Below are 23,559 nucleotides of genomic sequence, written 5' to 3'. Positions count from 1 at the left end.
GGACAGGCTCAGCGCCGGCGAGCGGCTCATCCGAGACTCACCCGAACCAACCTAGCGCACTTTTCTTCGACCCCAGCCGATGCAAGCGTTACGAAACCAACTCGAAGCGGCTCTACAGAGCATCACCGTCGCGTGCGGGCTGATGGCCTTGGCATGCGGCCAGGCTACGGCGGTCGCCGGCCCCGACGATCCTATCCAGTCTCTCCAGCCGCTAACTTCGACCTACTGCATTGACTGCCACGGGCCCGTCGTCGATGGCCCCGAGGGGGGGTTCAGCCTTACGGAGCTGTTCGAGCAGTCGGGCACGGCGGAGTCGATGGCGTCTTGGCAAAAGGCGCTAAACGCCATTGAGGCGTACGAGATGCCCCCCGACTACATGGACCAGCCCAGCGACGAAGAGCGGCAGGCCATGACCAATGCGATCCGGGCCCTGATGGCGAAGGAGGCGGCCGGCGCAGAGAGCCGCCCGGGGCGCGCCGCCGCCAGGAGGCTTACCCGACTGGAATACAACAACACGGTGCGCGACCTGCTAGGGCTCAGCACCGATGTCTTCATGTTCTCCGAGCGGCTTCCGTTTGATAAGTCGTATTTTGATCCGGCCAGCGGCGAGATGCCCGATACGCTGACGATGACGGGCCGGGAGTACGGCTCCCGCTACCCCGTCCTACTGCCCGATTCGGGACTCCCACCCGACAGCCGCGCCGACCACGGTTTTTCGAACCGCGGCGACGCTCAGGACATCTCCGCGAGCACACTCGACCAGTATGTGCAGTTGGCGCACGAGATTGCCTTTCACCCCAACCTGTTGACCGAAGCGACTCGGGCCCATGAGCTGTTCCCCAACGCCTCGGCACGCTCGAAGAAAAGGGCGCAGGCCCCAGCCACCGCCGTCGCGGCGCCGAGGCCCAAGCCAGCCATTGTCAATTCTGTCGGAAGGGTGGCGCCAAACGAGAATGTCCTGGTGACTGCGGACGGCAGCAGCACCGACCTCGCGACATTTCAGCGACGCTTGGAGGAGGCCTATCGACTAGACGCCGGGGGCGTTGAGGGATTCGAAGACCATCTAAACCGGAAATTCAAGCAAAGTGACCAGTCCTTGAACGTGGCCTACGGCCTGAACGCAAACCGCGTTCTGGAACTCCGCTTCGATTCCGAGCTGTGGGCCGTTGGGTTCTCGTCCGTGTCGGAATCGTCTGGCTCGACGCTGCTGTCGAACAAGAATCAGGGCGAGACTAGCTTCTCGGTATCGTTCCATCGCTCCGCAGAGGACGGATGGAAGGGCCCCGTTTCGGTGGGGCTTGTGCTCCTCAGCCGCAACGAGCAGTCGGGCCCGGTGGCTGTTTCCGCGCGGTTCAGCAACGGCGAAACCAAACGCGTCGAGATCGATCTAGCGGCGGGGGCCGGAGAGTCTAACGCATTTGTTGCTTTTGATGCTCCAGACGGAAGCGGCATCCAGTCGCTGGACATCGATGGCAGCGGCCTCGACGGTCCCTACCTGATGATTGACGACTTGGCGTTCATCGTTGAAGACGGCGGGGAGCCAGTCGTTCAGGTGTCCGGGCGCGAGCTTCCCGACCCCCCCGCGGCGCCGAGCCGCCCCGCGAAGCCGCCGAAGGTGGATGCGGTCGTCGCCGTGCAAGACATGTCGTCCCTGTCGCCCAAGGAGCGGCTGGCGCGCTTTATGCACCGGGCGTTCCGGCGCCCGGTGGAGGCGTCGGAAGTCGACCGATATTTCGCACTGTACGAGTCGTCTCAGGACGCCGGGGGGGATGAGGAGCAGGCCATGCGAGCCGCCCTCCAGGGCGTGCTCTGCTCTCCTAGTTTCCTGTACCTGATCCACGTCGGGCGAACCGACGACCCAACGGACGCGGAAGGCGTTCGGAGGCTCACCGACCACGAGCTGGCCTCGCGCCTGAGCTACTTTCTGTGGAGCACCATGCCGGACGACCAACTGCTGGCGCTGGCCGACAGCGGGCGCCTTTCGGAACCGGAGCAGTTGGAAGCACAGGTGCGGCGGATGCTGCGGGACGAGCGTGTGCGGGAGCTTTCCGAGAGCTTCTTCGTGGAGTGGCTACGCCTCCGCGAGCTGTGGTCGAGCCAGCCCGACAGCAAGGCCTTCAGGGACTTCTACAGCGGCCCTCAGGGAAAGCGCACCTCGGCACGCGACCTGTTTGGCGAGGCGTTGCTGGCGGTAGAAACCGTGATGGTGGAGGACCGCCCCGTCCTGGACCTGTTGCATTCGGACTACACCTACGTGAACGCCAGGGTCGCTCGGCTGTACGGGTTCGACGGTTCCGAGCTGCGTTCGTACCGATCGGGCGAAGTGCTCGGCAAGGGCTCGCTGAACTCGGACGACACCTGGCGACGCGTTCGGCTCCCCGACGCGCGGCGGGGGGGCGTCATCACCATGGGCGCAACGCTCACCCTGACATCGTTTCCCACGCGGACCAGCCCGATCAAGCGTGGTGCGTGGTTCTTGGAGACGATCCTCAACCGCCCCCCGCCGCCGCCGACGGTCGCCGTTCCGGACATCGAAGAACAGGAGGTCGATGGCCAGCGGCTGACTCTGCGCGAGAAGGTGGAGCTGCACCGAGCCGATCCTGCGTGCGCTGTGTGCCACAACCGCATCGATCCACCCGGGTTCGCCATGGAGAGCTACGACGCTATCGGTCGTTGGCGCGAGCAAGAAGGGGACGAGCAGATTGATCCCTCAGGCAGCATCCGCGGACTAGGGTCGTTCGATGGCCCGGCCGAGTTCAAGCAGTTGCTGCTGGAAGACCGCGACCGCTTCGTGCAGGGCTTCACCGAGCATCTGCTGAGCTACGCGCTTTCCCGCAAGCTGGAGTACTTCGACACGGCCCTGGTTGATCAGGTCCAAGCACAGACCGAAGCAAACAACTACAAGCTGAGCGCGATGATCTCGGCGATCGTCAACAGCGACGCCTTTCAGCTAACCACCAGCAAGTGACGCCGATGAAATACGCCCCCGCCTGCCTCACCAACCGCCCGCTCGACCGCCGGACGCTGCTGCGCGGGCTGGGGGTCTCCCTCGCGTTGCCCTGGCTCGAAGCGATGTCGCCGGCCCTGGCGCGGGGCGCCGCGGCCGCTAGGCCGCAGCGTTTCGTTTGGGTGTATATCCCCAACGGGGTCGCCCAAGACGCGTGGCACCCCACGCGGGATGGCCGCGACTGGGAAATGACCCGCAGCCTGGAGCCCTTGGCCGAGTTCCGCGACGACATCAACATCTACACGGGCTTGGACCGCGAGTTCCGCGGCGGCACCGGCGTCCACGCCCAAGCGGGCTGTTGCTGGCTGACTAGCTCGCCCCCCACCGAGGCGCTGGACGGCGGCTTCAGCACCAACCGCACGGTCGACCAGATGATCGCGAGGCGGATTGGCGGGGCCACACTGCTTCCTTCGCTGGAGCTGAGCTGCAACGATCACGCCAACCAGAAAGAGACCAAGTATTTTGAGACGATCTCGTGGCACGGGCCGGGCTATGCGGCGGGTCCCCAGAAAGACCCCCGGGAGGTCTTCCGCCGGCTGTTCGGCCGTCCTAAGCCGATTACCAAGAGCGTGCTCGACGTGATCCTGGAAGACGCGCAGAGCTTGAGCCGCAAGTTGGGCGCCGACGACCAGGGAAAGCTGGACGAGTACCTCGAGTCCGTTCGGAGCGCCGAAGTAAGGATCGAACGGGCCGAACGGCGGGCCGCCAACGGCAAAGCCGCTCCCATCCAGGAGCCGACCGGGGTCCCTGAAGAACGCGGGGCGTACATCCGGTTGATGGAAGACCTCATCGCGTTGTCGTTCCAGCAAGACCTGACGCGCGTCGCGACGCTGGTAATCGACCCGGAGCGTTGGGACACCCCGCGGATGTACGACGGCGTGTTTGACTCCCCTGAAAACCATCACGTCCTGACGCACACCAAGGGAGAGGAAGCCAAGGAGAAGCTCCGCAAGATCGACCGCTTCCACGTCGAACAGTTCGCCCACCTCGTCAAGCGGCTCAAGGCGACCCCGGAGGGGGACGGCAACCTGCTCGACAACTCGCTGGTGTTTCTTGGCTCGGGAATGGGTGACGGCCGCATCCACAACTACAACGACGTGCCGCTCGTCACGGCCGGAAAGGCGGGGGTCGGGCTGCGGACCGGATACCACCACAAGTACAGCGGTAAGGTGCCGCTGGCGAACCTTTGGCTATCGGTGCTTCAGGTCGCGGGGATAGAGCAGAAGAAGTTCGCTGACAGCACCGGCGTGGTAAGCCTGTAGCTCGGCGGCCCCAGGCCCTCGACCTTGCTCATCTTAGAGACGCATGCTTCCTCGCATAGCCATCACGATCGGCGACCCCGCGGGCATCGGCCCCGAGGTGGCCCTGCGCGCTGCGCACGACGCAACGGTGCTGTCGTGCTGTAGGCCAATCCTGTTTGGCGACGCCCGCATCTTGCGCGCCGTAGGAGAGAAACTCGGCCTGCCCGTTCCCCGGCACGTCTACGGGGCCCAGGCGTGGCCGCAAGCGGACGCGCCGACTCCCGCGATTCTCGACCTTCCGATGGCGTCGACCGCTGAGTTCCGTCCGGGCGAAGTGAGCCGTGAGACCGGCGCGGCGTCGTATGGCTACATCCTGGCGGCGATCGATGCGGCGATGCGCGGCCAAGTAGACGCGGTCACGACCGGCCCCATCCACAAGGAGGCGCTCGACGCGGCGGGGGTGCCCTACCCCGGTCACACAGAGATCTTCGCCGCCAAAACCCTGGCGGACCGCGTTTGCATGATGCTCACCTCGTCCGAGCTAACCTGCAGTTTTGTGACCACGCACGTCGGCTACCGCGACGTGCCGGGCTTGCTGAACCAGGACCGAGTTCGCGACGTCATCGAGCTGAGCGATCAGGCGATCCGGCGTATGCAGGGGCGCGAACCGCGCCTGATCGTGTGCGGGCTCAACCCGCACGCCGGCGAGAACGGGCTGTTCGGCGAGCGCGAGGAGGAACGCTTTATTATTCCCGCGATACGGGACGCCCAGCAGCGCGGCATCCAGGTCGCTGGCCCGCTCCCTCCTGACACCGCGTTCTTGCCTGCTCGGCGCCGAGCGACGGATTGCTTCATTTGCATGTACCACGATCAGGGCCACATCCCCCTGAAGGCCCTGGCGTTCGACTTGGCCGTGAACATCACCCTCGGGCTGCCGATCATCAGGACTTCGGTCGACCACGGCACCGCGTTGGACATCGCCTGGCACGGCGTCGCCGATGCGAGCAGCATGGTTCAAGCGATCACCCTCGCGGCGAAACTCTGCGGGCGGCCTGAGCCCGCGGCGGCTCAGGGGGCGCTTCGATGAATCTGGTTGGGGCGTTTGACATCCATTTGCACTGCGCTCCCGACGTGACCGCCAGGGCCCAGGACTTTATGGACCTAGCCCAACACGCTAGCCGCCTCGGGATGGCCGGCATTGGGCTCAAAGACCACGTCACCAGCACCGTAGGGCGATGCTTTGCACTGAACCGTCTGTTCCCCAATGGGCCGCGGTTCTTTAGTTCACTGGTGCTCAATCCCCCCGTGGGTGGTATGAACCCCGCCGCGGTGGAAGCGGCGCTTCAGGCGGGTGCAGACGTGATCTACTTCCCCACCTACTCGGCACTCCACCACGTGCAGACGCTGGGCCCCGAAGTATCGCCGGTCCCGCACCCTCGACGGGGCGTGCAGCAACTCGAAGCGCTCAGCGATGGGCTCCTCAAGGCTGACGTGATCGAGATCATCGATCTGATCGTCGAGCACGACGCGGTGCTGGCCACGGGGCACCTCTCCCCGGCCGAATCGCTGGCCATCCTGAAGCGGGGGGCCGAATGCGGCGCCCGACGGATGCTTGTCACCCACGCGTCGGAGATCGTGCCGTGCATGAGCGTCGACCAACAACGTGAGGCCGTCGGCCTGGGGGCCAGAATTGAGCACTGCTTGTTGGCGGCCACCGAGTGCTGTCCCGGCACGATCGAGCTTAGCGAGATCGCTCGCCAGATCCGCTTGGTGGGGGTCGACCACGTCATCTTGTCTTCCGATTTCGGGCAGCCGGCCAACGGCGCCCCGCTCGACGCCTTTGGAAACTACCTCGATCGGCTCGCTCAAGAGGGGTTCTCTTCGCAGGAGATCCGCACGTTGATCTGTGATAACCCCCGCACGCTGCTGTGCGAGGGAAGGGCGCCCTGCTCGCAGTTTTAGGGTTTCGATGGACGACTCGGGTCGAGTGATCGAAGAAGCCAAACGCCGGGGCCCCCTCAGCGTACTGGCAGCCTACCTGCGTTTGTCGGGTCCGGGATGGCTGCAGAGTGCGCTGACCCTGGGAGGGGGCTCGCTGGCCAGCGCGCTGTACTTGGGGGTGATCGGCGGCAATGAACTGCTGTGGGTCCAACCCCTCGCAATCATGCTGGGGGTCGTCATGCTCAGCGCCATCAGCTACGTGACGCTGTCGATCGAGTCCTCGCCGTTCGACGGCATCCGGCGCCACATCAATCCGGTGCTGGCTTGGTCGTGGTTGCTGGGCGCGCTGTTGGCGAACATGATCTGGGCGCTCCCCCAGTACGCGCTCGCCTACGGGGTGTTGACCGAGAATCTGCTGCCCGGCGTTGTGCCCTACCCCGATTCGCTGACAAGCAAGCTCGCCGTCTCGGCGGCGATCCTGCTGGTGGTCGCCTTCGTGACCATGCAGTACGACCGACCGGGAAAAGGGGTGCGAATCTACGAGCTGACGCTGAAGCTGATGGTCGGGGCGATCATGGCCTGCTTCTTGGCGGTGGTCGTCCGCTTGACGCTGGTTGGGGCCATCGACTGGGGCTCGGCCCTGGCGGCCCTGGCGCCGAACCCCCGGCACCTGTTCGAACCAACCTCGGGATTCCAGGAGGCGCTTGCCGGCATCGCCGACGTGCCCGCGCGCAGCTATTGGAGGGCCACGATTGTTGACGAACAGCGGGCGCTGATGATCGCGGCCGCTTCCGCGGCGGTTGGCATCAACATGACGTTCCTGATGCCCTACTCGCTCCTGGCCAAGGGATGGACATCAACCCACCGCGGGTTTGCCGTCTTCGACCTGTGCCTCGGACTCTTGGCGCCCTTCGCGATCGGGACGGCGTGCATCGTACTAGCCGCTGGGTCGCAGTTCTACACCAAGCCGTTTGAGGGACTGACGATTGCCGCCGGCAAGGAAGGTTCTATCGAGGTCACCCTGCCCAAGGAAGGCGCTTCAGCTCGGCTGCGCAGAAGCAGGGACGAACTGGCAGCGATGCTGGAACGCAGACGCGACGCGCCGGGTTTGGAAGAGACGCCGGTCACCTTCGCCGAGGCCAGGGTCGCGTCGATGTTGCTTCCGCGCGACACCGCGGAGCTTGCCGCGGCGCTCGACTCGTTGTTCAAGGAGACCGGCGCCTCGAAGACGGTCTTTGGCCTGGGCGTATTGGCGATGGCGGTTTCCACCATCTCGTTGCTGATGCTCATCTCCGGCTTTGCCCTATGCGAAGCGCTGGGCGTTGAGCGGGGGGGCCGATGGTTTCGCCTGGGAATGTTGCTTGCGTCGACCGGGGTGCTGTGGCCCATCGTCTGGGGGGGCGCGTCCAAGGCGTACTTGGCGGTGATTGTAGGGACGGTCGGCTACACGCTGCTGCCGATCGCCCTGGTGACGTTTGCCGCGATGCTCAATTCCAAGGCCCTCTTGGGGGACCTGCGCCCGCAGGGGTTCACACGGATATTGTGGAACCTCGCGCTCGGCGCCGCGTTGCTGATCACCGGCAGCGCGTCCCTGTGGACCGCTTGGAACCTAACGCTCGGCGGCGTGCCGGTCGGCAGCTACGCGGTCGCGGCGCTCGCGATCTTGGTTGCGATCGGGCAGGCCGCCATGTGGCGCCGGAAGGGCCGCGCCGGAGGGCTCGTCCGGCCTCAGTGACGCCAGAATCGTGGGCAAATCCCGCTTTTTGGCGTCCCGCTTTGCCCCTGGCGAGCCTCCTACCTAGGGGGGCCGTCGCAGGCCCGATAAGCGAACCTGTCTCCGCGCGGGGGGCCTGCTTCTCCCATGCTCTCCTTTCCAGAACGCGACGTGACATGATTGACCCCTCCGGGTTTCCACTGCCTCGACTCGATCCAAAGCAAGCGGACCGCCACTCTGCTTCGGGTCCCCCGGATCGTCGCGCATTCCTAACGCGGGTGGCAAGCGCCGCGCTGGCCGGCGGCCTGTCGCCGGGCCTCGTGCGCGGAGAGCCGGGCCGAGGCTCGTCCTCGCAGGGGATGTTCGCCGCGGTGCAAATCGCTCCTGCGAATCTGTTGGATGAGGGGATCGAGCGGTGCCTCGACCTGCTGCAGGCCGACGCGTCGATCAACACGCTGCTCTGCTACAGCCATACCTACCACCTCAACGGCGTCGGGCCGGCCAACGTGCTGGCCGATCACGGCCTGCCAATGGCCAGCAACCGCGAACGGCGGCTCCCCAGCCGCTGGGTGCGGCACGACCACGCGGCCTTCAAGGGACAAACCATCGGTCACCAACAGATCGACGGCACGCTCGAGTACGGCGACCGCGACGCGTTGGCAGAGATCGTCTCTGCGACGCAGCGACGCGGGATGAAGGTGCACGCCCGGATCCTCGAAGCGTCCATGCAGGCCAAAGGCCGCCTGCCCGGATACGAATGCGTCGCGACAGTGAAGATCGATGGCCGGCCGGGGGGCGGGCCCTGTTGGAATCACCCCGCCTACGTCGAGTGGCTGGTCGCCACGGTCGCGGAACTGTTCAGGGCTTACCCACTGGACGGGTTCCAGTTTGGCGCCGAACGCGTGGGGCCCCTCTCTCGGGTCCTCTTTAGCGGCGCCACGCCGGAGTGCTTCTGCCTGCACTGCGTCGCCCGCAACAAGCAGCGCGGAGTCGACGCCGAGCGAGCGAAGGCGGGGTTTGCTGCGCTCCAACAATTGATCCGAGGGCTCGAAGCGGGTGGAGCAACCCCCGCGGACGGCGTGCTCGTTTCCGTCTTCCGCGTCCTGATGCAGTACCCAGAGGTGCTGTCCTGGGAACGCGAATGGTTCGCGGCCGACGAAGAGATCGGGCGCCGGCTCTACGGCGCGGTGAAAGGGCTTGCGCCGAACGCTCAGTTCGGGCGGCACATCGACCATCAGCGGAGCTCCTGGGACCCGATCTACCGCGCCGCGGTCGACTACGGACAGATCGCCGACAATTGTGACTACATCAAACCAATCCTGTACCACGACGTCCTCGGCCGCCGGATGCGGTGGTGGGCCGTCGAGCGGATGCAGGCCCGCGTGTTCGCTGACTTCACGCGTGACGACACCCTTCAAGCCCTCTACGCGATGCTCGGCTACGACGGACAGCGAGAGCCCGGGCTCGACGAACTCGACTCGCGCGGGATGTCGCCGGAGTATGTGTTTCGCGAGACGCGGCGCACCGTCGCGGGCGCCGGTGGCAAGGCCCATGTCTACAGCGGCATCGGGCTGGACGTTCCCTGGCACCTCCCCGATGGGGGGATGGAGGTGATCAAGAGCGACCCCGAGACGATCGTCGCCGCCTGCCAGCGCGCCATCGACGCCGGCGCCAGCGGGCTGGTCGCCTCGCGTGAGTACGACGAGATGACTTTGTCGAGCCTCAGGGCGTTCGGTCGCGCGGTGAATAGCCTAACCCCGCGGGGCGCCGCCAACGCGGGCCGAGTCGCCACGACGCGTTGATGCGGATTGCACGTACTTGCGGTTAAAGGCCCCAGGAGTCAGCCGAGGATGGCGAGAACTAGGTTCCTTGGCGCGCTGGCGCTGCTGACCCCGTTGGTTGCGGCGGCCGCCGAGAACGGCAACCCGCTCGCGGGGAACTGGGCCTTTCAGCTCCCCGACCGGTCGCCCCTCTGGATAGCCATCGAAGGCGCCCACGACGCCATCTCCGTCCGGCTGTTGTGGAGCGTGGGCGCACCTCAGCTTGTTGCGCATCCACGTTTCGCAAACGGCACGCTCGAGATCCCGCATCCCATCCGCTGGAAACCCCACGGGCGCGCCGACCACGCGCTGGCGATCAGCGAACCGATCGTGGCTCGCATGGTCGAGGGCGCGCTTCAGCTTGAGTGTAAAGTGCTGGGGCCGAACAGCGGCCAAAAAAAGCGGATGCGACTGATCGGCAAGCGCATCCCTCATCATCCGGATCGCCCCGACCGGGCTCAGGTCGCGTTTGAGGCGCCGATCTCACTATTTAACGGCAAAGACCTCGCCGGCTGGCGACTCGCGGACCCGAGCAAGAAGAATGGCTGGCGGGCGGAGGGGGGTGAGCTGGTGAACCACACCCCCAAGACCACGTTCGACGCCTACGGCGAGTACGGCAACCTGATCACGGACCTGGAGTTCGAAGACCACCGGCTGACGCTGGAGTACAACGTGCCGGCCGGCGGTAACAGCGGCGTGTACCTACGCGGCATGTACGAGGCGCAAGTAGTGGATAGGGATAGCCAGATGCAGGGGCTGTCGGGCCCCGGCGCCATCTTTGGACGGATCCAGCCGTCCCACAACGCGGCCAAGCCCGGGGGGGAGTGGAACTCGTATGAACTGACCCTCGTCGATCGTCACGTCACCGTGGTGCTGAACGACCAAGTAGTAATCGACAATCAACCGGTAGAGGGTTGCACCGGCGGAGGTTTAGCGGCCGACGACACCTTGCCGGGCCCCGTTCTGCTGCAGGGAGACCACACCTCGGTCCGTTACCGCAACATCTTCGCTGAGCGACGGGCGCCTTGTCTCCTCGCCACCTCACCCGCCAATTCACCTTGATTCTCCCCCTTGTCCGTTGCGGTTCACCCGTTCACCCGTACATGGTTCTTCGATAACTAGCAAAATGCCCCTTCTAGGTTGTATCGCGGACGACTTCACCGGAGCCGCGGACTTAGGGTCGATGCTGGTGCGGGGTGGAATGCGCACTGTGCAGTGGATCGGCGTTCCTCGATCGCTGCCCAATTGCACCGACATCGACGCCATCGTGGTGTCGCTCAAGACGCGGTCGATCGACGCCGACGCCGCAGTGCGCGAGTCGCTCCAGGCGCTTGCGGCGCTGCGGGCCGCCGGGATCGAACGGTTTTACTTTAAGTACGGATCTACCTTCGACTCGACTCCGCTGGGCAACATCGGCCCGGTGGCCGAAGCGCTGCTCGAAGCAATCGGAGCCGAGCAGACCGTCTTCTGCCCCGCGTTCCCTGAGAATGGACGCACTGTCTACCGCGGCCACCTGTTCGTCGGCGATGTGCTTCTCCAGGAGTCAGGTATGCAGCACCACCCGCTGACCCCGATGACCGATGCAAACCTGGTGCGTTGGCTAGTCCTGCAAACGCGGGGCGGAGTGGGCCTGGCGCCGCTCGGCGTGGTGCGGGCGGGGAGCGTGGCGATTCAGGCGCGGCTCGCCGAGCTCCGAGACGAGGGGGTACGGCTGGCGATCGCAGACGCTGTGAGCGATGAAGACCTCGCCGCCTGGGCCTGCGCCCTGGTCGATGCACCGCTGATCACCGGCGCATCGGCGCTCGCAACTCCATTGGGGCGTGCCTACCGCCGCAACGGTTTGCTATCGGGCGATCCGGCCGCCGCCGCGTTCGCCCCCACCGCCGGCAGCGCCGCGGTGCTGGCCGGTAGCTGCTCTACCGCAACGCAGCGACAGGTCGCCGCTTGGACCGCCAGCCGCCCGGCCTTGAGGTTGGACCCTCGCAGGCTCGCCGCGGGCGAGGACGTGGTTGGAGAGTCGCTCGCCTGGGCCGAGCCGCGCCTGGCTGATGGCCCGGTGCTGATCTCATCGACTGCGACGCCCGACGAGATTGACGAGACACGCATGTCGCTGGGCGAGCGGGCCACGTCGTTGGTTGAGGACGCGATGGGCCGGCTCGCCCGCGGATTGGTTGATCTTGGAGTGCGTCGGCTGGTGGTGGCTGGGGGTGAAACCTCCGGCGCCGTGCTGCGGGCCCTCGGGATTGCCTCGCTACGGATCGGACCGTCGATCGCCCCTGGCGTTCCTTGGACGCAGTCAACCGGCAAACCAAGTCTCGATCTCGCGCTCAAGAGCGGCAACTTCGGCCAGGACGACTTCTTCGCTCGCGCGCTGAACAACGACTAACTACTAATGGCAGGGAGAGACGAGGGACGATGGCCACGAGAAGGCGCAAGGCAGCACAAAAGGTCACTCATGAGGATCCTTTGAATTGTTTCATCCACTCTGAGACTTTTCCGTCGCTTGGTTAGCAACACACTCCGGGGACTCCAGCGGCAGCGTCGGCTGCCGCAGTTTCAGGTTTTGTTCTCGCCGCCGATACCGGGCCTGGGCCATCTTCCTGCGACGCGCTTCCTTGAGCGTCTCCGGGTCGCCCCGGTAATAGTCGATCGGCCACAGGTACCCAACGGCTGATGCAATTGCTCGCCGTTGTACCAGACGATCTGCCGGGCGATCACGTCCGGCGCCTAGCACAAGTCCGTTATCTCCTCGCCGCCAAGCGCTCCGCCTGTATAAGCTACGCGACCGATGACGCTAGGATGGGCTCGATGCTTGGCAGTTACGCCTCTAGCTGCGGCGGCCTACGCACCCTCAGCAGGCGAGATGGTGTCTCGGAAGTGTCACGATGAAAGCGTACGCGTCCCGCCCTAAATCGATCACGCTGGCGCCCTGGTCTGCCAGCCCTAGAAGCTTCGGCGCCATTTCCTCGGGGAAGCCGACCAACGACACCTTATGGCCGAGCATCAGGATCGCACCTAGGTCGGGTGCGTAGCCTTGATCGTGATTGAGGAATACGACGGAACAAGGGTGTTCAAATCTTGCGATCGCCTTGAGCCGCTGCTGGATGAACGCATCTACCCGATCGCCCTCGGTTCCTACAGGGCATTCACCTCGGAAGCCCATGATGCCTGATGCCCGTCTGAAGGCGAAGACTCCCGCGCCCCCTTCAGCAAAGCGGCTTCCGTGGAGAACGAATACGGCTTCAAAGCTCTCGCATCCCGCCCGCAAGTAGTCCCGCGGACGGTCCCACTTTAGACGCTCCGCCGGATTGGGACGCCTACCCAAATGTTCTGGCTGATGTGGCCCCCATGATGATGAGAATGCAGGCGAGCAGTGTCTTAGAAAGATCGGCGGGCCTCACTACCGGCGCCCTCTGAGAAAGAGTGTTGGAGAGCCTTCGGGCCGCAGATAGTGCCGCGGAGCTCGCAACCCTGAAAGTTGGCGGGTCAGACCGAGATCATTTGCGTCGGGTTTTACCCGGGCAACCGGGCGAATGCATCCCGCCCGTAGTTGAGCCGTGCGAGCCGCTTCGCAACCTGGGCCGCCTGTGCGATTGGCAACGTCGCAAACCTACCCATTCCTTTGGCGGCCGCATTTCTAGATCTTCCATTCCGAAGCTCAAGTCGCTCCGCCTGGTGCCGGATCACCAGCAGCCGACAACCTACGCTCGCAAGCCTATTTATCAACTAGCGATAAAGGCTTTTCATTTGACAACAAAATGAAAGGCTATAAGCTGACTCTATGGGCGACGCAACTACTAAGCGGGGACGCGTACGGACTAGGACCAGCGTCCCTCCAGTCCGTGCGTTGGAGCGGGGGTTGAGCGTGCTCGAGGCCCTAAAGGGGGGCGGAGACGAGATGCTGAGCGAAGTCGCGCGGGCCACCGGGCTCACGTGCAGCACCACCTTCCGGTTGCTGGAGACGCTGTGCCAACGGGGCTACGTGCAACAGGACACCGCGACTGGCCGCTACCGACTGGGCGCCAGCGCCATGCAGATCGGCGCAGCGTACGCAGCGGCGATCCCGCTCCCAAGCGCCGCGAGTGGCGCAATGGAGGATCTCGTCGCCCTCACCGGCGAAACAGCGAACCTAGCAATTCTAGAGAGCGGCCACGCGGTGTACATCCATCAGGTCGAGTCGCTGCGTTCAGTTCGGATGTTCACCGAGCTCGGCACTGGGCGCCTGTCTATTGCACGGGGGTCGGCAAGGCGTTGTTGGCTTGGCGGCCCGTCGAGGAGGTGTCCCGCCTGCTCGCCGAGATCGAGTTCAAAGCCTTTACCCCCCACACCACCCCCGGCCCTCGGCAGCTGCTCTCCGAGCTGCGTCGCGTGAAGGCGCAGGGGTATGCCATCGACGACCAGGAGCGTGAGCTCGGCGTCCGCTGCGTTACCGCCCCGGTGAGAAACGCGTCGGGCGCCGTTGTCGCGGCGCTCAGCGTCTCGGCCCCCGCTTCAAGGCTGCCGAAGAGGCTGCTTCCCGTGCGCGCCCGCGAAGTCATCGCGGCTGCGGACGTTGTGTCGCTGCGGTTGGGGCACGCCCCTTCCAGCGACTGAACCGCTTCCTTCAGCCCTTGCCGGCGCCGACCGGCCCACTCATGACGCAACGATCCGACCACCACGGTCTGCAGGTTGCCTCAGTCCTGCGCAGCTTTATCGAGGGCGAAGTCCTCCCCGGAACCCCTGTCACGCCGGATGCGTTCTGGCAAAGTTTGGCAAAAATCGTGGCGGATTTGACGCCACGCAACCGCACCCTTCTCCAGCGGCGAGACGCACTGCAGGCCCAGATCGACGCCTGGCACCATGCCCACGCCGCATTCGACGCCACCGCGTACCGCCGGTTCCTCACCGAAATCGGCTACCTCGTCCCTCAAAAGGGCCGCGTCGAGGTAACGACCACCGGCGTGGACGACGAGATCGCCCAGATAGCGGGGCCCCAACTGGTGGTCCCCGTGATGAACGCCCGCTTCGCACTGAACGCCGCCAACGCCCGCTGGGGGAGCCTGTACGACGCGTTGTACGGAACCAACGTTATCGCTCCGCCGAGTGAGCAACCGACGGGCTACGACCCGGAGCGTGGCCGGCAGGTGATCGCCTACGCCTGCCGGTTCCTCGACCAAGCGGCGCCGCTCGCCTCTGGCAGCTACGCGGACGTCGCCAGCTTCGAACTGACCCCGGACACGCCACGCCGGTTGGTCGCCTTGCTCGCGGAGAACAAACGGGTGGAACTCGCCCACCCCGAGCAGTTCGTCGGGTATCACGAAGACGGTGCGCTTGAGTCGATTCTGCTGCGCAACCACGGCCTGCACATCGAGCTGCTGATCGACCCGGCCGACCCGATCGGCAAGGACGCGCCGGGGGGGTTGAAGGACGTCGTCCTCGAAGCAGCCGTGACAACGATTCAGGACTGCGAAGACTCCATCGCCGCCGTCGACGCCGACGACAAGACGGCCGTTTACCGCAACTGGCTGGGGCTGATGAAGGGAGACCTGGAAGACACCTTTCAGAAAGCCAGCAAGCAGATGACGCGCCGGCTGAACGACGACCGCTCGTTCTCCACGCCCGACGGCGCCACGCTCACGCTCCCGGGCCGCAGCCTGCTGCTGGTGCGCAACGTGGGCCACCTGATGACCACGGACGCGGTGCTCGACCCTGAAGGAAACGAGATCCCCGAGGGCTTCCTCGACGCGCTCGTCACCACCGCGTGCGCAATCCACGACCTGCAGAAGCAGGGCGCCCGCGCCAATAGCCGCGCCGGCAGCGTCTACATCGTCAAGCCGAAGATGCACGGCCCGGACGAGGCAAAGCTCACGTGCGAACTGTTCGCCATGGTCGAGCGGGGGCTGGGGCTCCCGGCCAACACCATCAAGGTGGGCGTAATGGATGAGGAGCGCCGCACCACGGTCAACCTCCCCGAGTGCATCCGCCCGGTCCGCGAGCGGCTGGTGTTCATCAACACCGGCTTCCTCGACCGCACCGGCGACGAGATCCACACCAGCATGCAGGCGGGGCCGTTCCTCCCCAAGGAGGCGATCAAGCAGCAGCCCTGGATCGCCGCGTACGAGGACTGGAACGTCGACGTCGGCCTCGCGTACGGCCTGCGGGGCAGGGGGCAGATCGGCAAGGGGATGTGGCCCAAACCGGACGAGATGCGGCAGATGATGGACGCCAAGCAGGCCCACCCCCGGGCCGGCGCCAACACCGCCTGGGTGCCTTCCCCCACCGCCGCGGTGCTGCACGCCATGCACTACCACGCGGTCGACGTCCGCGCCCGCCAGCAAGAGCTGGCCGACCGCCCCGCGGCCAGCCTCGACCACATCCTCACTATCCCGCTGCTGGGAGACAAGCAGCTCTCCGCCGAACAAATCCAGGCCGAACTCGACAACAACACGCAGGGCATCTTGGGCTACGTCGTCCGCTGGATCGACCAAGGGATCGGCTGCTCGAAGGTTCCCGACATCAACAACGTCGCCCTGATGGAAGACCGCGCCACGCTGCGTATCTCTAGCCAGCACATCGCCAACTGGCTGCGCCACGGTGTCTGCACGCGCGAGCAGGTGCTCGCCACGCTGCACCGCATGGCCGCCGTGGTCGATCGCCAAAACGCCGGCGACCCCGCCTACAAAAACATGGCGCCTAACTTCGACGCCAGCATCGCCTTCGCCGCCGCCTGCGACCTGATCTTCCAAGGCGCCGCCCAACCCAACGGCTACACCGAACCCATCCTCCACGCCCGCCGCCGCGAAGCCAAAGCACGGCAGGCCGCGGCGAAGGAAGGGGGAGGTGGGGATAAGGAAGGGATAGGGGGATAGGCCCTCTCAGAGGGCACGCTAGGCTCGAACGCAACTAAGTATTTGAGTTCGGTAGCCACTGGCAAACCCCTCAGCCCCGCCCATCCGCCATCCCCCCATCTCCCGTCATCTCCACCTCTCCCTTCCCAGACCCTCGAACGCACTCTCCCCCATGCTCCAGATCTCCCGTCTCTCCATCGACGACGCCAAGCTGCTCATCGACGGCGCCCGCGCCAAAGCGGTTGAGATCGGCGTGCCGATGTGCATGCCATCACCGACGAAGCGGCCCACCTGATCGCGTTCGAGCGGATGGACGGCGGCAAGGTGACCAGCATCACCATCTCCCAAGACAAGGCCTTCACCGCCGCCGGCGCCCGCAAGGCGACCCACGTCTACAACCAGGCCTGCCAGCCCGGCAACCTGGTGTTCGGCATCCACACCGCCATCGGCGGCCGGCTGTGCGTGGTCGGCGGCGGCTTGCCGGTGGAGGTCGATCGCCAAGTCGTCGGCGGCATCGGCCTCAGCTCCGGCACCCCCCAGCAAGACATGGAGTGCGCCCAAGCCGGAATCGACTACTTCCTCAAGTACCGGTAGGCCAGCCTTCGTCAGACGGCCCGCTCAGCGGGAGGCGAGCACTGCTTGAGGAGCCGCGGGTCGTCGGGGATTTGGGCGACGCTCGATATGGCCGCGAGTATGCCATGGGTCACGCGCGTGGCAAGAGTGGTTCTGCCAAAAAAATTTGATCCAGTTCACGTGCTGCAACGAGCTGTAGGCTCAAGCCACGCGAGCAGCCGTAGCAGCTGGCTGCCGTTGATCACCCACCCGTCCGTGTCCTAGCACAGCACCTTCAACAGATGCCCACCCTTTTTCGCGGAACACGAACAAGTCCCGGGCCAGCGGCTCGGGGCCGAGCTGGCTGCGGACACACTCGGCCAGGCCTTCGAAGCTCTTCAATGCTCAGCGGGCGGTCGTTCAGCAATGAGAAAGAAGAACTCGTGCTACTCGACACCATTCTGGCCGCGAAGGTTTACATCCAGACCGGCCCTACGAACGGGTGGATATCGGTAGCCAGGGCCCTTACCGACCTACAGGGGGCAGAAAAACTAGCGGTCCACGGAATTCGGGTGGTTTCGTGTCACGGGGCGCTTAAAACCGGCCACCTCGGGGCGCTTGAAAACCGGCCATTCCTAGGAGCCGCCGATCGCCGCGTACCCACGAGGGAAACCAAGCGACTGAACCAGCGACGCAGTTCCTCAGGTAAGACACTTCCCAGCCGACGAAGACCCAACACAGCATCCGAACTCCGCGACGAGCAACTGCTAGTTTAAATCGAAGCATAGTACCGCTGGCTGCGTGTCCCCCGTTGCGTTCCAGTCTCCGGGAAACCCGCCTCCCAACAGCGGCCTACAGCCCACCGAGGTTGAACAGGTTATAGCCACACGCCGTCATCCGTTGGTTGGTGTAGTAGCAACGAAGGGCGTAACGCTTGAGCGCGGCTTCGCTATCAATCGCGTTGGCGTCGGCCCAGAGGGTGACCTTCCCGTCGCGCCGGTAGGAGAGGATCTGTTCCCCCGGGCGATTCATGAACTTGGAGCACATTGCGACCAGCCCCCCCACGTTGCCGAGGGACCTGCCCCGGTGGTCCAGCACCTCTCCGTCCCCTTCGAAGTAGCCCTTTACCAGCTCGTGACCGCCATCGCCGTTAAGGTCGACCGGGATAGTGGTGTAGGGGTCGAAGCCGAGGTGGAGGGGCTGCCCGTGATCGGCGTCGAACACGAACGACTCGGTCTCCAGCCGACGTTCACCCTGGGCGTCGCGGACCTTGTTGCCGACCCGCACGCCGAGCACCGCCGCGCCCCCGTGGGGCCCCAGGTGGGCGGCCCAACCCGTGTCGATGTGGCCGTGCTCGAGCGCAGCCCAGCGTCGGTCGCCGGTTGCGTTGAACATGACGATCCGCGGCGGCATCTCTACTTGCTCCTCGCGACAGGTGAATATCAGCCACTCGTTACGCTCCCGCATCAGTACCGGCATGACGATGTCGGAGTGCCCGTCCCAACGCCCCTGATCGGCGCAGAACCGCGGGGCGCCGCGGTCCAGTTCAATCACGCGTTCGCCCCACAACACCTCATCGACGCCGTCGTGATCGAGGTCCACCACCGGCGAGACATGGCTGCCGCGCGCCATCCCGTCGCGGACGGGGTCGAGCGACGTTCCCCAGCGTCGCGTCATGTCCGCATTCCACCCCTGGAGAGCCATGCGTCCGTACGTGCCCTGCGCGGTCACCAGCACCGGCTCGTCCCGCACGAACCCGCCGAAGATGAAGTTACGGTAGGTGTGGCTCATGGTCTGAGGGGGCTCGGCCCGATACGGCCAGGGCCAGTCGCCGGTTCGCTCGCCCGTGCGCGCGTCGAGTCGCACCAAGCGGTGCTCGCGGTAATCGAGGGGGTGCTCCGGCGTTTGATTTCCGACGAACCAGACCTCGTCCACCCCGTCGCGGTCCGTGTCGAACGAGAACACGGGGCAGAACCAGATGCCGGGGACCACCCCCGGCCCCAGGTCGCGCTGCCACAGTTGTTCGCCCTCTTCGGTGAACAGCGTCATCTTCAGCGTGCTGCGTGGGAAGAAGAACATGCCGATATAGGGATCGATCTCGGCGTCCGCGGAATGGATGGTCAGGAAGCCAAGTGGTCGGTCGGGCCCCAACGCGACGGGGACCGCGCGCAGTTGTCGCACGGCGCCTTCGAGCTGGACGCTCAGCACCGGCTCCAACGTGATGGGCAGGTCCGGAGCGGCCGAGAGGTCGCCGACGCCGCCGAGCGCCATGACGAGCACGCAACGACAAAGCAGCAAACCTTGGTCTGATAGGAGGGGCATGCGACTGGCTTGTGGAGTTGGGGAGCCCGCGATCGTCTTGGTGTGGCGGAAGCCCAGGGCGTGGCCGTTAACTCGATCCAAGCCACTGTGGAATGCCTGTGGTCCCGTCAGTCTTAAGGCGCGGCACCTCTCAAACGGGACACGCGAATCGCCGAGAACCCGATCATCGGTCAGCGAACCCCCGCTCCGGCGCAAGCCGCACCGATGTACGCACCACACTGCTACGGCCAACAGGCAGAGGCGCCCAGAACGAGGCTCCGGCGTCGCGCGGGACATGGCCGCAAACGATCCGGATCCGTTCTCGCCGTCGAAGGCCGCCATGAAGAGCAGAAAATCGATCTCGTCCACCTTGCCGCTTCCGTCGATATCGCCGGCGGCATGGGCGTCCACCAACAACCGACCCTCGACACTTGTGAACAGTTGGTCGCGCAAGCTCGGCCAATCGTCCGCATCGACCCGGCCATCGGCGTTGAGGTCGCCGGGCGTGATGGCGTCGACCAACTGTGAACCTGAGTAGATCACTTCGATCGGCACGTCGGCGCCGTTGGTGAGCGACATCGTCGCCACGAGGTCCTCAAAGGGGCTGGCGATCCATGCGGCGCCCAGTTCGATGCTCTGGCCGCTGGCAAGCACCGCGGCGCCGAGCGTCCCTTCCGCTAGATCGGTGCGGCTACTTGATGGAGTGAACCTTAGCCACACATCGTCCGGATCGACCGTGCCGTTGCCGCCGTTGACAGGAGAGTCGAGCCTTCCCGAGATCGGGTTCCACAGGGCCTCGCTCACGCCGCCAGCGCTGCTGAAGATGTCGTACTGAAAGAACTCGACGGCTTGGCCCGTGGTGTTCGAGAGCGATAGATTGCCAGTATCGCGATCGACCAGCAGTTGAACCGTTGCTGCCGTAGGGATGAGCAGCGTGACCAGCGAGCCGGCGTTCCCGTCGCCGACTACTTGAAGATTCAGACCGAGGACAGCCGCCGCGCCCTGCACCGTGAACTTCGTGAGATGCTCGCTAACAAAAGCAGCCGGCGTTTCGTTCAGAAAATGGACGGTTGCTCCGGACCCAAGCAGGTCGACGGTTGATGTGTTCACCGGGTTGGTTGGGCCGCTTAGCGAAAGCGTGGCGTCGCCGCCGATCGCAACGTTCATCTCCGCGAGGTATCTGGCCGAAAGGCGCCCCCCCGTCAAGAGAATCGAACCAAAGCTCGGCGGCGACTCGACCCTTCCGAGGCCGAAATCGCCATTCGCCAGCACATCGAGGTCGCCCGCAGACATTTCCAGCCGTCCGCCAGCCCTGAACTCAAGGTTGGCGAACACGTTCGCGATGTTGGCTGCGGAGTTCACCACGTACGTGTCCACCAGACTCGCGACATCGATCATGCCGCCGGTGGGCGTGCCGAGCCAGTTCGCCGTATGGCTGAAAGTTTGTCCGTCGCCGCCGCCCGACCATGTGAGCGTGGCGCCGGACACCTGCGCAGCGATCCCCATCAGCGTCCAGCTCGCCAGTCGACAGCACGGGATCAAGGGGCAGAATCGCATGCGATTACTCGCGGTTGGCGGCGTGTCAGACCAAGCCCGTGGCGAGGTGGTAGCGCGAGCCGCGACGGAGCTTGCCCAGGACGAGCGAACCAGCCAGCACGAGCAGCCAGCCCGCGCCGGGCTCGGGCACTTGGGATGTGCCGAACCGGGGGCTCCCCAAACCCGCCGTCTGAAAGGCGTCGCGGAGCAACCGCCAGTCCTCGCGGTTAGTCTTGCCGTCCAGATTCAAGTCGCCCTTGGTATAGGAATTGACGTCGGGCGCCGCTTGCGTGTGAAGCCATCCCGCGATGAACGCATCGACGTCCGCTTGATTCAACGCCCCGTCGAGATTGACGTCGCCGTCGATGAGCGTCCAATCGCCTGCCACCAACACGACCAGTCGGTCGGTGTACTGCACTGAGAGCTCAACGCCGCCTGATATCGAAGGCAGCACCACCGTGTCGAATGACTGTAGCACCTCGCCCGCAAGCAGCAGCGGGAAGAAGTCTCCATCGACGGGTTCAAACCCCGAGGCGAAAGCGACGTCCAAGGCGCCGGCCAGCGTCGCGGCGCCGGTCACGGCGAGCTGTTCGAACTGCTGCCCGCCGGTGAGACCGGCAACCTCCACACGCAGCCTGCCGGTAGAAGTCTGGAAGTAGTCTCCTTCGATCCGAATCAGGTCGGTGCCCGTGGGGTCCTCGCCGGGCGCGATTGTCCCAAAGTTGTACACGTCTGCGGCCACGGTTCCGGCGCCGGACAACTCCCCATGTTGAAGCACATCGAGCCAGCGGACCGACGCGACCGTCCCGCCGTCGAGATGGAGCAGCCCGTGTTCGCTCACGCGAACTTCGTTCCTACCCGTCAAGATCGCGCCGCTCTCAACCCGAACTTCCTGGGTGGCGCCGGGGCCGTTGCCGCGGACCTCGAACCCAAGCGTTGCAACGTTGCTCCGGACGTAGGCCGTGTGCGGCCCAGAAGATTGGTTCGCCAGCACCGCCGACCAGTTCTCGCCCGGCGTGCCCGGCGCCGTCCACGCGTCGGGGGAAGCCACTTCGTCGCCGTCGCCGCCAGACCACTGCCGGAACTCAACGGTGTACGCATCACCCTGCTCGACGCCCTCGGCGATCGCGATCGCTTGAAACTCGGCGGCCATCGCTGCGTGGCGTGCGTCGGCGAGGCTCAGCTCGTTGGCCTCGCCGGGATCGTTTATCAGATCGTAAAGCCGCATCGAGCCGTCCGAGTATTTGATGAGCTTGTGATCGTCCTTGATGATCGCCCATCGGTGGTCGCGTTCGTGCTGCTCGAAAACCAAGAACGGCCTCTGACGGTTCGGTCCCGCTCCGATTAGTTCGTGGGCGATCGAGACGCCATCCATCCCGACCGGGCCGCGAACCCCCGCGAGTTCGAGCGCCGTGGGCATGAAGTCGCTGAGGTCGGTGTAGCGATCCGAGACTTGCCCGGGGGCGATGGCGCCCTGCCAGTAGGCGAACGTGGGGACGTTGATCCCGCCGTCCCACAAGTCCCGCTTGCCCCCCCGCTTCCCGCCGGAAGCGTTGAAGAACGCCACGGGTGAGTTGTCTTCGGGCGTGGCGCCGTTGTCGGAAGTTAAAACGATCAGCGTGTTGGCGAGCACGCTATCGGCATGGTCTCCATCGCTGTTCGGGTCGTCGAGCTTATCCACGATCTGTCCCACGGCTTGATCAAGACGCGTAATCATGGCGGCGTACGCTTTCTGATCATCCGTCCACGCGGCGGCCCCCGGGACGCCGGAGTACGCGTCGAACCAGCCGGGGAAGCTGCGGATTGCGTCGATGTCGAAGTGCGGGATCGTCGAAGCGTACTGCAGGTAGAAGGGCTCACTGCTTTGGGCCCGCGACGCGATGTAGGCCAACGCCTTCTGCGTGACGAGGTCGGCCGTGTAGTTGGCGTTCTCGTTGCCCGGGTGATTGCCTGTCTTTTCGAGCCACAACCCGTGGTCCGGGTTGGCCTGATACTTCTCGCCAACCTCATGGACGCCGTTGTTGTCGTCGTCACGGGGTTCTTCGGTCGTCCAAAGCGAGTCGACCCGATAGGAGTGGGCCCGCGCGTGATCCAGGTAGCCATAAAAGCTCTCAAACCCCTGGGCGGTGGGCAGCGAGTCGGGCCCGTCAACCACCGGGTTTGGCTTTAGGCCTTCCCCGGCGCTGCCCGTCCCCCCGAACCCCCACTTGCCGAAGATCGCGGTCCTGTACCCGGCAGACATCAAATGGTCGCCGAGCGTCTGTCCATCGTCGCGAAACACTTCGCCGTTTAGGTTTGAGTTGCGATCGACAAGCGTGTGCCCATTGTGGAAGCCCGAGTACAGCATGGCCCGGCTGGGGCCGCAAACGGAGGCGGCGTACGCGTTGTTGAATCGCATCCCTGCGGCCGCAAGGGCGTCGAGCGTCGGCGTCTGGATCTGGGTCGGGCCGTTGAATCCGACGCTGCCGTAACCTAGATCATCCGCAAGTATATGGACAATGTTGGGCTTCTGAGCGAACCCTGGCGACAGGCCGCCAACGGCCGCGGCAAGCCAGGTTGCGCAGCCCAGGGACCGGATAGTTCGCATGACATTTTTTCTCGCGGATTACGATTCCGTGCG

13 protein-coding genes and 2 pseudogenes are annotated in these 23,559 nt (G+C 65.1%); 13 read left to right on the top strand and 2 right to left on the bottom strand.

From position 1 onward, the window contains the following. Positions 1 to 79 precede the first annotated feature (79 nt). The 13 genes and pseudogenes from Pla175_RS09605 to Pla175_RS09555 all read left to right on the top strand — a co-directional run bounded on the left by Pla175_RS09605 (position 80) and on the right by Pla175_RS09555 (position 17,144). Complete coding sequence (locus tag Pla175_RS09605) at positions 80 to 2,968, top strand: DUF1592 domain-containing protein (RefSeq protein ID WP_145283602.1); 2,889 nt, start codon at positions 80 to 82, stop codon at positions 2,966 to 2,968. A gap of 5 nt (positions 2,969 to 2,973) precedes the next feature. Further along, the gene (locus tag Pla175_RS09600; RefSeq protein ID WP_145283599.1) at positions 2,974 to 4,269 is read left to right on the top strand and encodes a DUF1552 domain-containing protein; all 1,296 of its coding nucleotides are present in this window, start codon (positions 2,974 to 2,976) and stop codon (positions 4,267 to 4,269) included. 43 nt (positions 4,270 to 4,312) lie between these two features. Next, entirely contained in the window at positions 4,313 to 5,335 is a 1,023-nt protein-coding gene (gene pdxA / locus Pla175_RS09595) for a 4-hydroxythreonine-4-phosphate dehydrogenase PdxA (RefSeq protein ID WP_145283597.1), read from the top strand. Continuing rightward, positions 5,332 to 6,210, top strand: coding sequence for a DUF6282 family protein (locus Pla175_RS09590; protein WP_145283595.1), 879 nt, complete (start codon positions 5,332 to 5,334; stop codon positions 6,208 to 6,210). Before pdxA ends, Pla175_RS09590 begins: the two co-directional genes overlap by 4 nt. A gap of 7 nt (positions 6,211 to 6,217) precedes the next feature. Next, a complete protein-coding gene (locus Pla175_RS09585; protein ID WP_145283592.1) occupies positions 6,218 to 7,924 on the top strand; it encodes a hypothetical protein in 1,707 nt (568 codons plus the stop codon). Positions 7,925 to 8,181: 257 nt separating this feature from the next. After that, positions 8,182 to 9,705, top strand: coding sequence for an alpha-amylase family protein (locus Pla175_RS09580; protein ID WP_145283590.1), 1,524 nt, complete (start codon positions 8,182 to 8,184; stop codon positions 9,703 to 9,705). A gap of 48 nt (positions 9,706 to 9,753) precedes the next feature. Continuing rightward, positions 9,754 to 10,785, top strand: coding sequence for a 3-keto-disaccharide hydrolase (locus tag Pla175_RS09575; RefSeq protein ID WP_145283588.1), 1,032 nt, complete (start codon positions 9,754 to 9,756; stop codon positions 10,783 to 10,785). A 64-nt stretch (positions 10,786 to 10,849) separates the two neighbouring features. Continuing rightward, positions 10,850 to 12,109: a 3-oxo-tetronate kinase gene (gene otnK / locus Pla175_RS09570; protein WP_145283586.1), complete on the top strand. Its 1,260-nt coding sequence runs from the start codon at positions 10,850 to 10,852 to the stop codon at positions 12,107 to 12,109. Positions 12,110 to 13,504: 1,395 nt separating this feature from the next. Next, positions 13,505 to 13,927, top strand: a pseudogene (locus Pla175_RS27265) (IclR family transcriptional regulator); the annotation flags it as partial. 26 nt (positions 13,928 to 13,953) lie between these two features. Further along, positions 13,954 to 14,316: pseudogene (locus tag Pla175_RS27260) on the top strand (IclR family transcriptional regulator); the annotation flags it as partial. A gap of 41 nt (positions 14,317 to 14,357) precedes the next feature. Beyond that, positions 14,358 to 16,571: a malate synthase G gene (locus tag Pla175_RS09560; RefSeq protein ID WP_145283583.1), complete on the top strand. Its 2,214-nt coding sequence runs from the start codon at positions 14,358 to 14,360 to the stop codon at positions 16,569 to 16,571. Between the two features lie 151 nt (positions 16,572 to 16,722). After that, positions 16,723 to 16,845, top strand: coding sequence for a heme-binding protein (locus tag Pla175_RS26475; protein ID WP_231954297.1), 123 nt, complete (start codon positions 16,723 to 16,725; stop codon positions 16,843 to 16,845). Next, positions 16,812 to 17,144 (top strand): GlcG/HbpS family heme-binding protein, encoded by a 333-nt coding sequence (locus Pla175_RS09555; RefSeq protein ID WP_197527383.1) that lies wholly within the window; start codon positions 16,812 to 16,814, stop codon positions 17,142 to 17,144. The genes Pla175_RS26475 and Pla175_RS09555 overlap by 34 nt, the downstream gene beginning before the upstream one ends. Positions 17,145 to 17,954: 810 nt before the next feature. On the opposite strand, the gene Pla175_RS09550 is transcribed toward Pla175_RS09555, so the two are convergent. Together Pla175_RS09550 and Pla175_RS09545 are read right to left on the bottom strand one after the other, a co-directional pair. Next, positions 17,955 to 20,960: a rhamnogalacturonan lyase family protein gene (locus tag Pla175_RS09550; RefSeq protein WP_145283580.1), complete on the bottom strand. Its 3,006-nt coding sequence runs from the start codon at positions 20,958 to 20,960 to the stop codon at positions 17,955 to 17,957. A gap of 25 nt (positions 20,961 to 20,985) precedes the next feature. Next, positions 20,986 to 23,526, bottom strand: coding sequence for a sulfatase-like hydrolase/transferase (locus tag Pla175_RS09545; protein WP_145283578.1), 2,541 nt, complete (start codon positions 23,524 to 23,526; stop codon positions 20,986 to 20,988). Positions 23,527 to 23,559 lie beyond the last annotated feature (33 nt).

The sequence above is a fragment of the Pirellulimonas nuda genome (assembly GCF_007750855.1).
Classification (GTDB): Bacteria; Planctomycetota; Planctomycetia; order Pirellulales; family Lacipirellulaceae; genus Pirellulimonas; species Pirellulimonas nuda.
This window is presented reverse-complemented; position numbering and strand designations above follow the sequence as displayed.

What these genes read in the sequence shown, in the direction of transcription:
- pdxA (WP_145283597.1), top strand. Translation starts at nt 4,313, where the DNA reads ATGCTTCCTCGCATAGCCATCACGATCGGCGACCCCGCGGGCATCGGC.
- Pla175_RS09550 (WP_145283580.1), bottom strand. Translation starts at nt 20,960, where the DNA reads ATGCGATTCTGCCCCTTGATCCCGTGCTGTCGACTGGCGAGCTGGACG.
- Pla175_RS09560 (WP_145283583.1), top strand. Translation starts at nt 14,358, where the DNA reads ATGACGCAACGATCCGACCACCACGGTCTGCAGGTTGCCTCAGTCCTG.
- otnK (WP_145283586.1), top strand. Translation starts at nt 10,850, where the DNA reads ATGCCCCTTCTAGGTTGTATCGCGGACGACTTCACCGGAGCCGCGGAC.
- Pla175_RS09545 (WP_145283578.1), bottom strand. Translation starts at nt 23,526, where the DNA reads ATGCGAACTATCCGGTCCCTGGGCTGCGCAACCTGGCTTGCCGCGGCC.
- Pla175_RS09590 (WP_145283595.1), top strand. Translation starts at nt 5,332, where the DNA reads ATGAATCTGGTTGGGGCGTTTGACATCCATTTGCACTGCGCTCCCGAC.
- Pla175_RS09600 (WP_145283599.1), top strand. Translation starts at nt 2,974, where the DNA reads ATGAAATACGCCCCCGCCTGCCTCACCAACCGCCCGCTCGACCGCCGG.
- Pla175_RS09605 (WP_145283602.1), top strand. Translation starts at nt 80, where the DNA reads ATGCAAGCGTTACGAAACCAACTCGAAGCGGCTCTACAGAGCATCACC.
- Pla175_RS09575 (WP_145283588.1), top strand. Translation starts at nt 9,754, where the DNA reads ATGGCGAGAACTAGGTTCCTTGGCGCGCTGGCGCTGCTGACCCCGTTG.
- Pla175_RS09585 (WP_145283592.1), top strand. Translation starts at nt 6,218, where the DNA reads ATGGACGACTCGGGTCGAGTGATCGAAGAAGCCAAACGCCGGGGCCCC.
- Pla175_RS26475 (WP_231954297.1), top strand. Translation starts at nt 16,723, where the DNA reads ATGCTCCAGATCTCCCGTCTCTCCATCGACGACGCCAAGCTGCTCATC.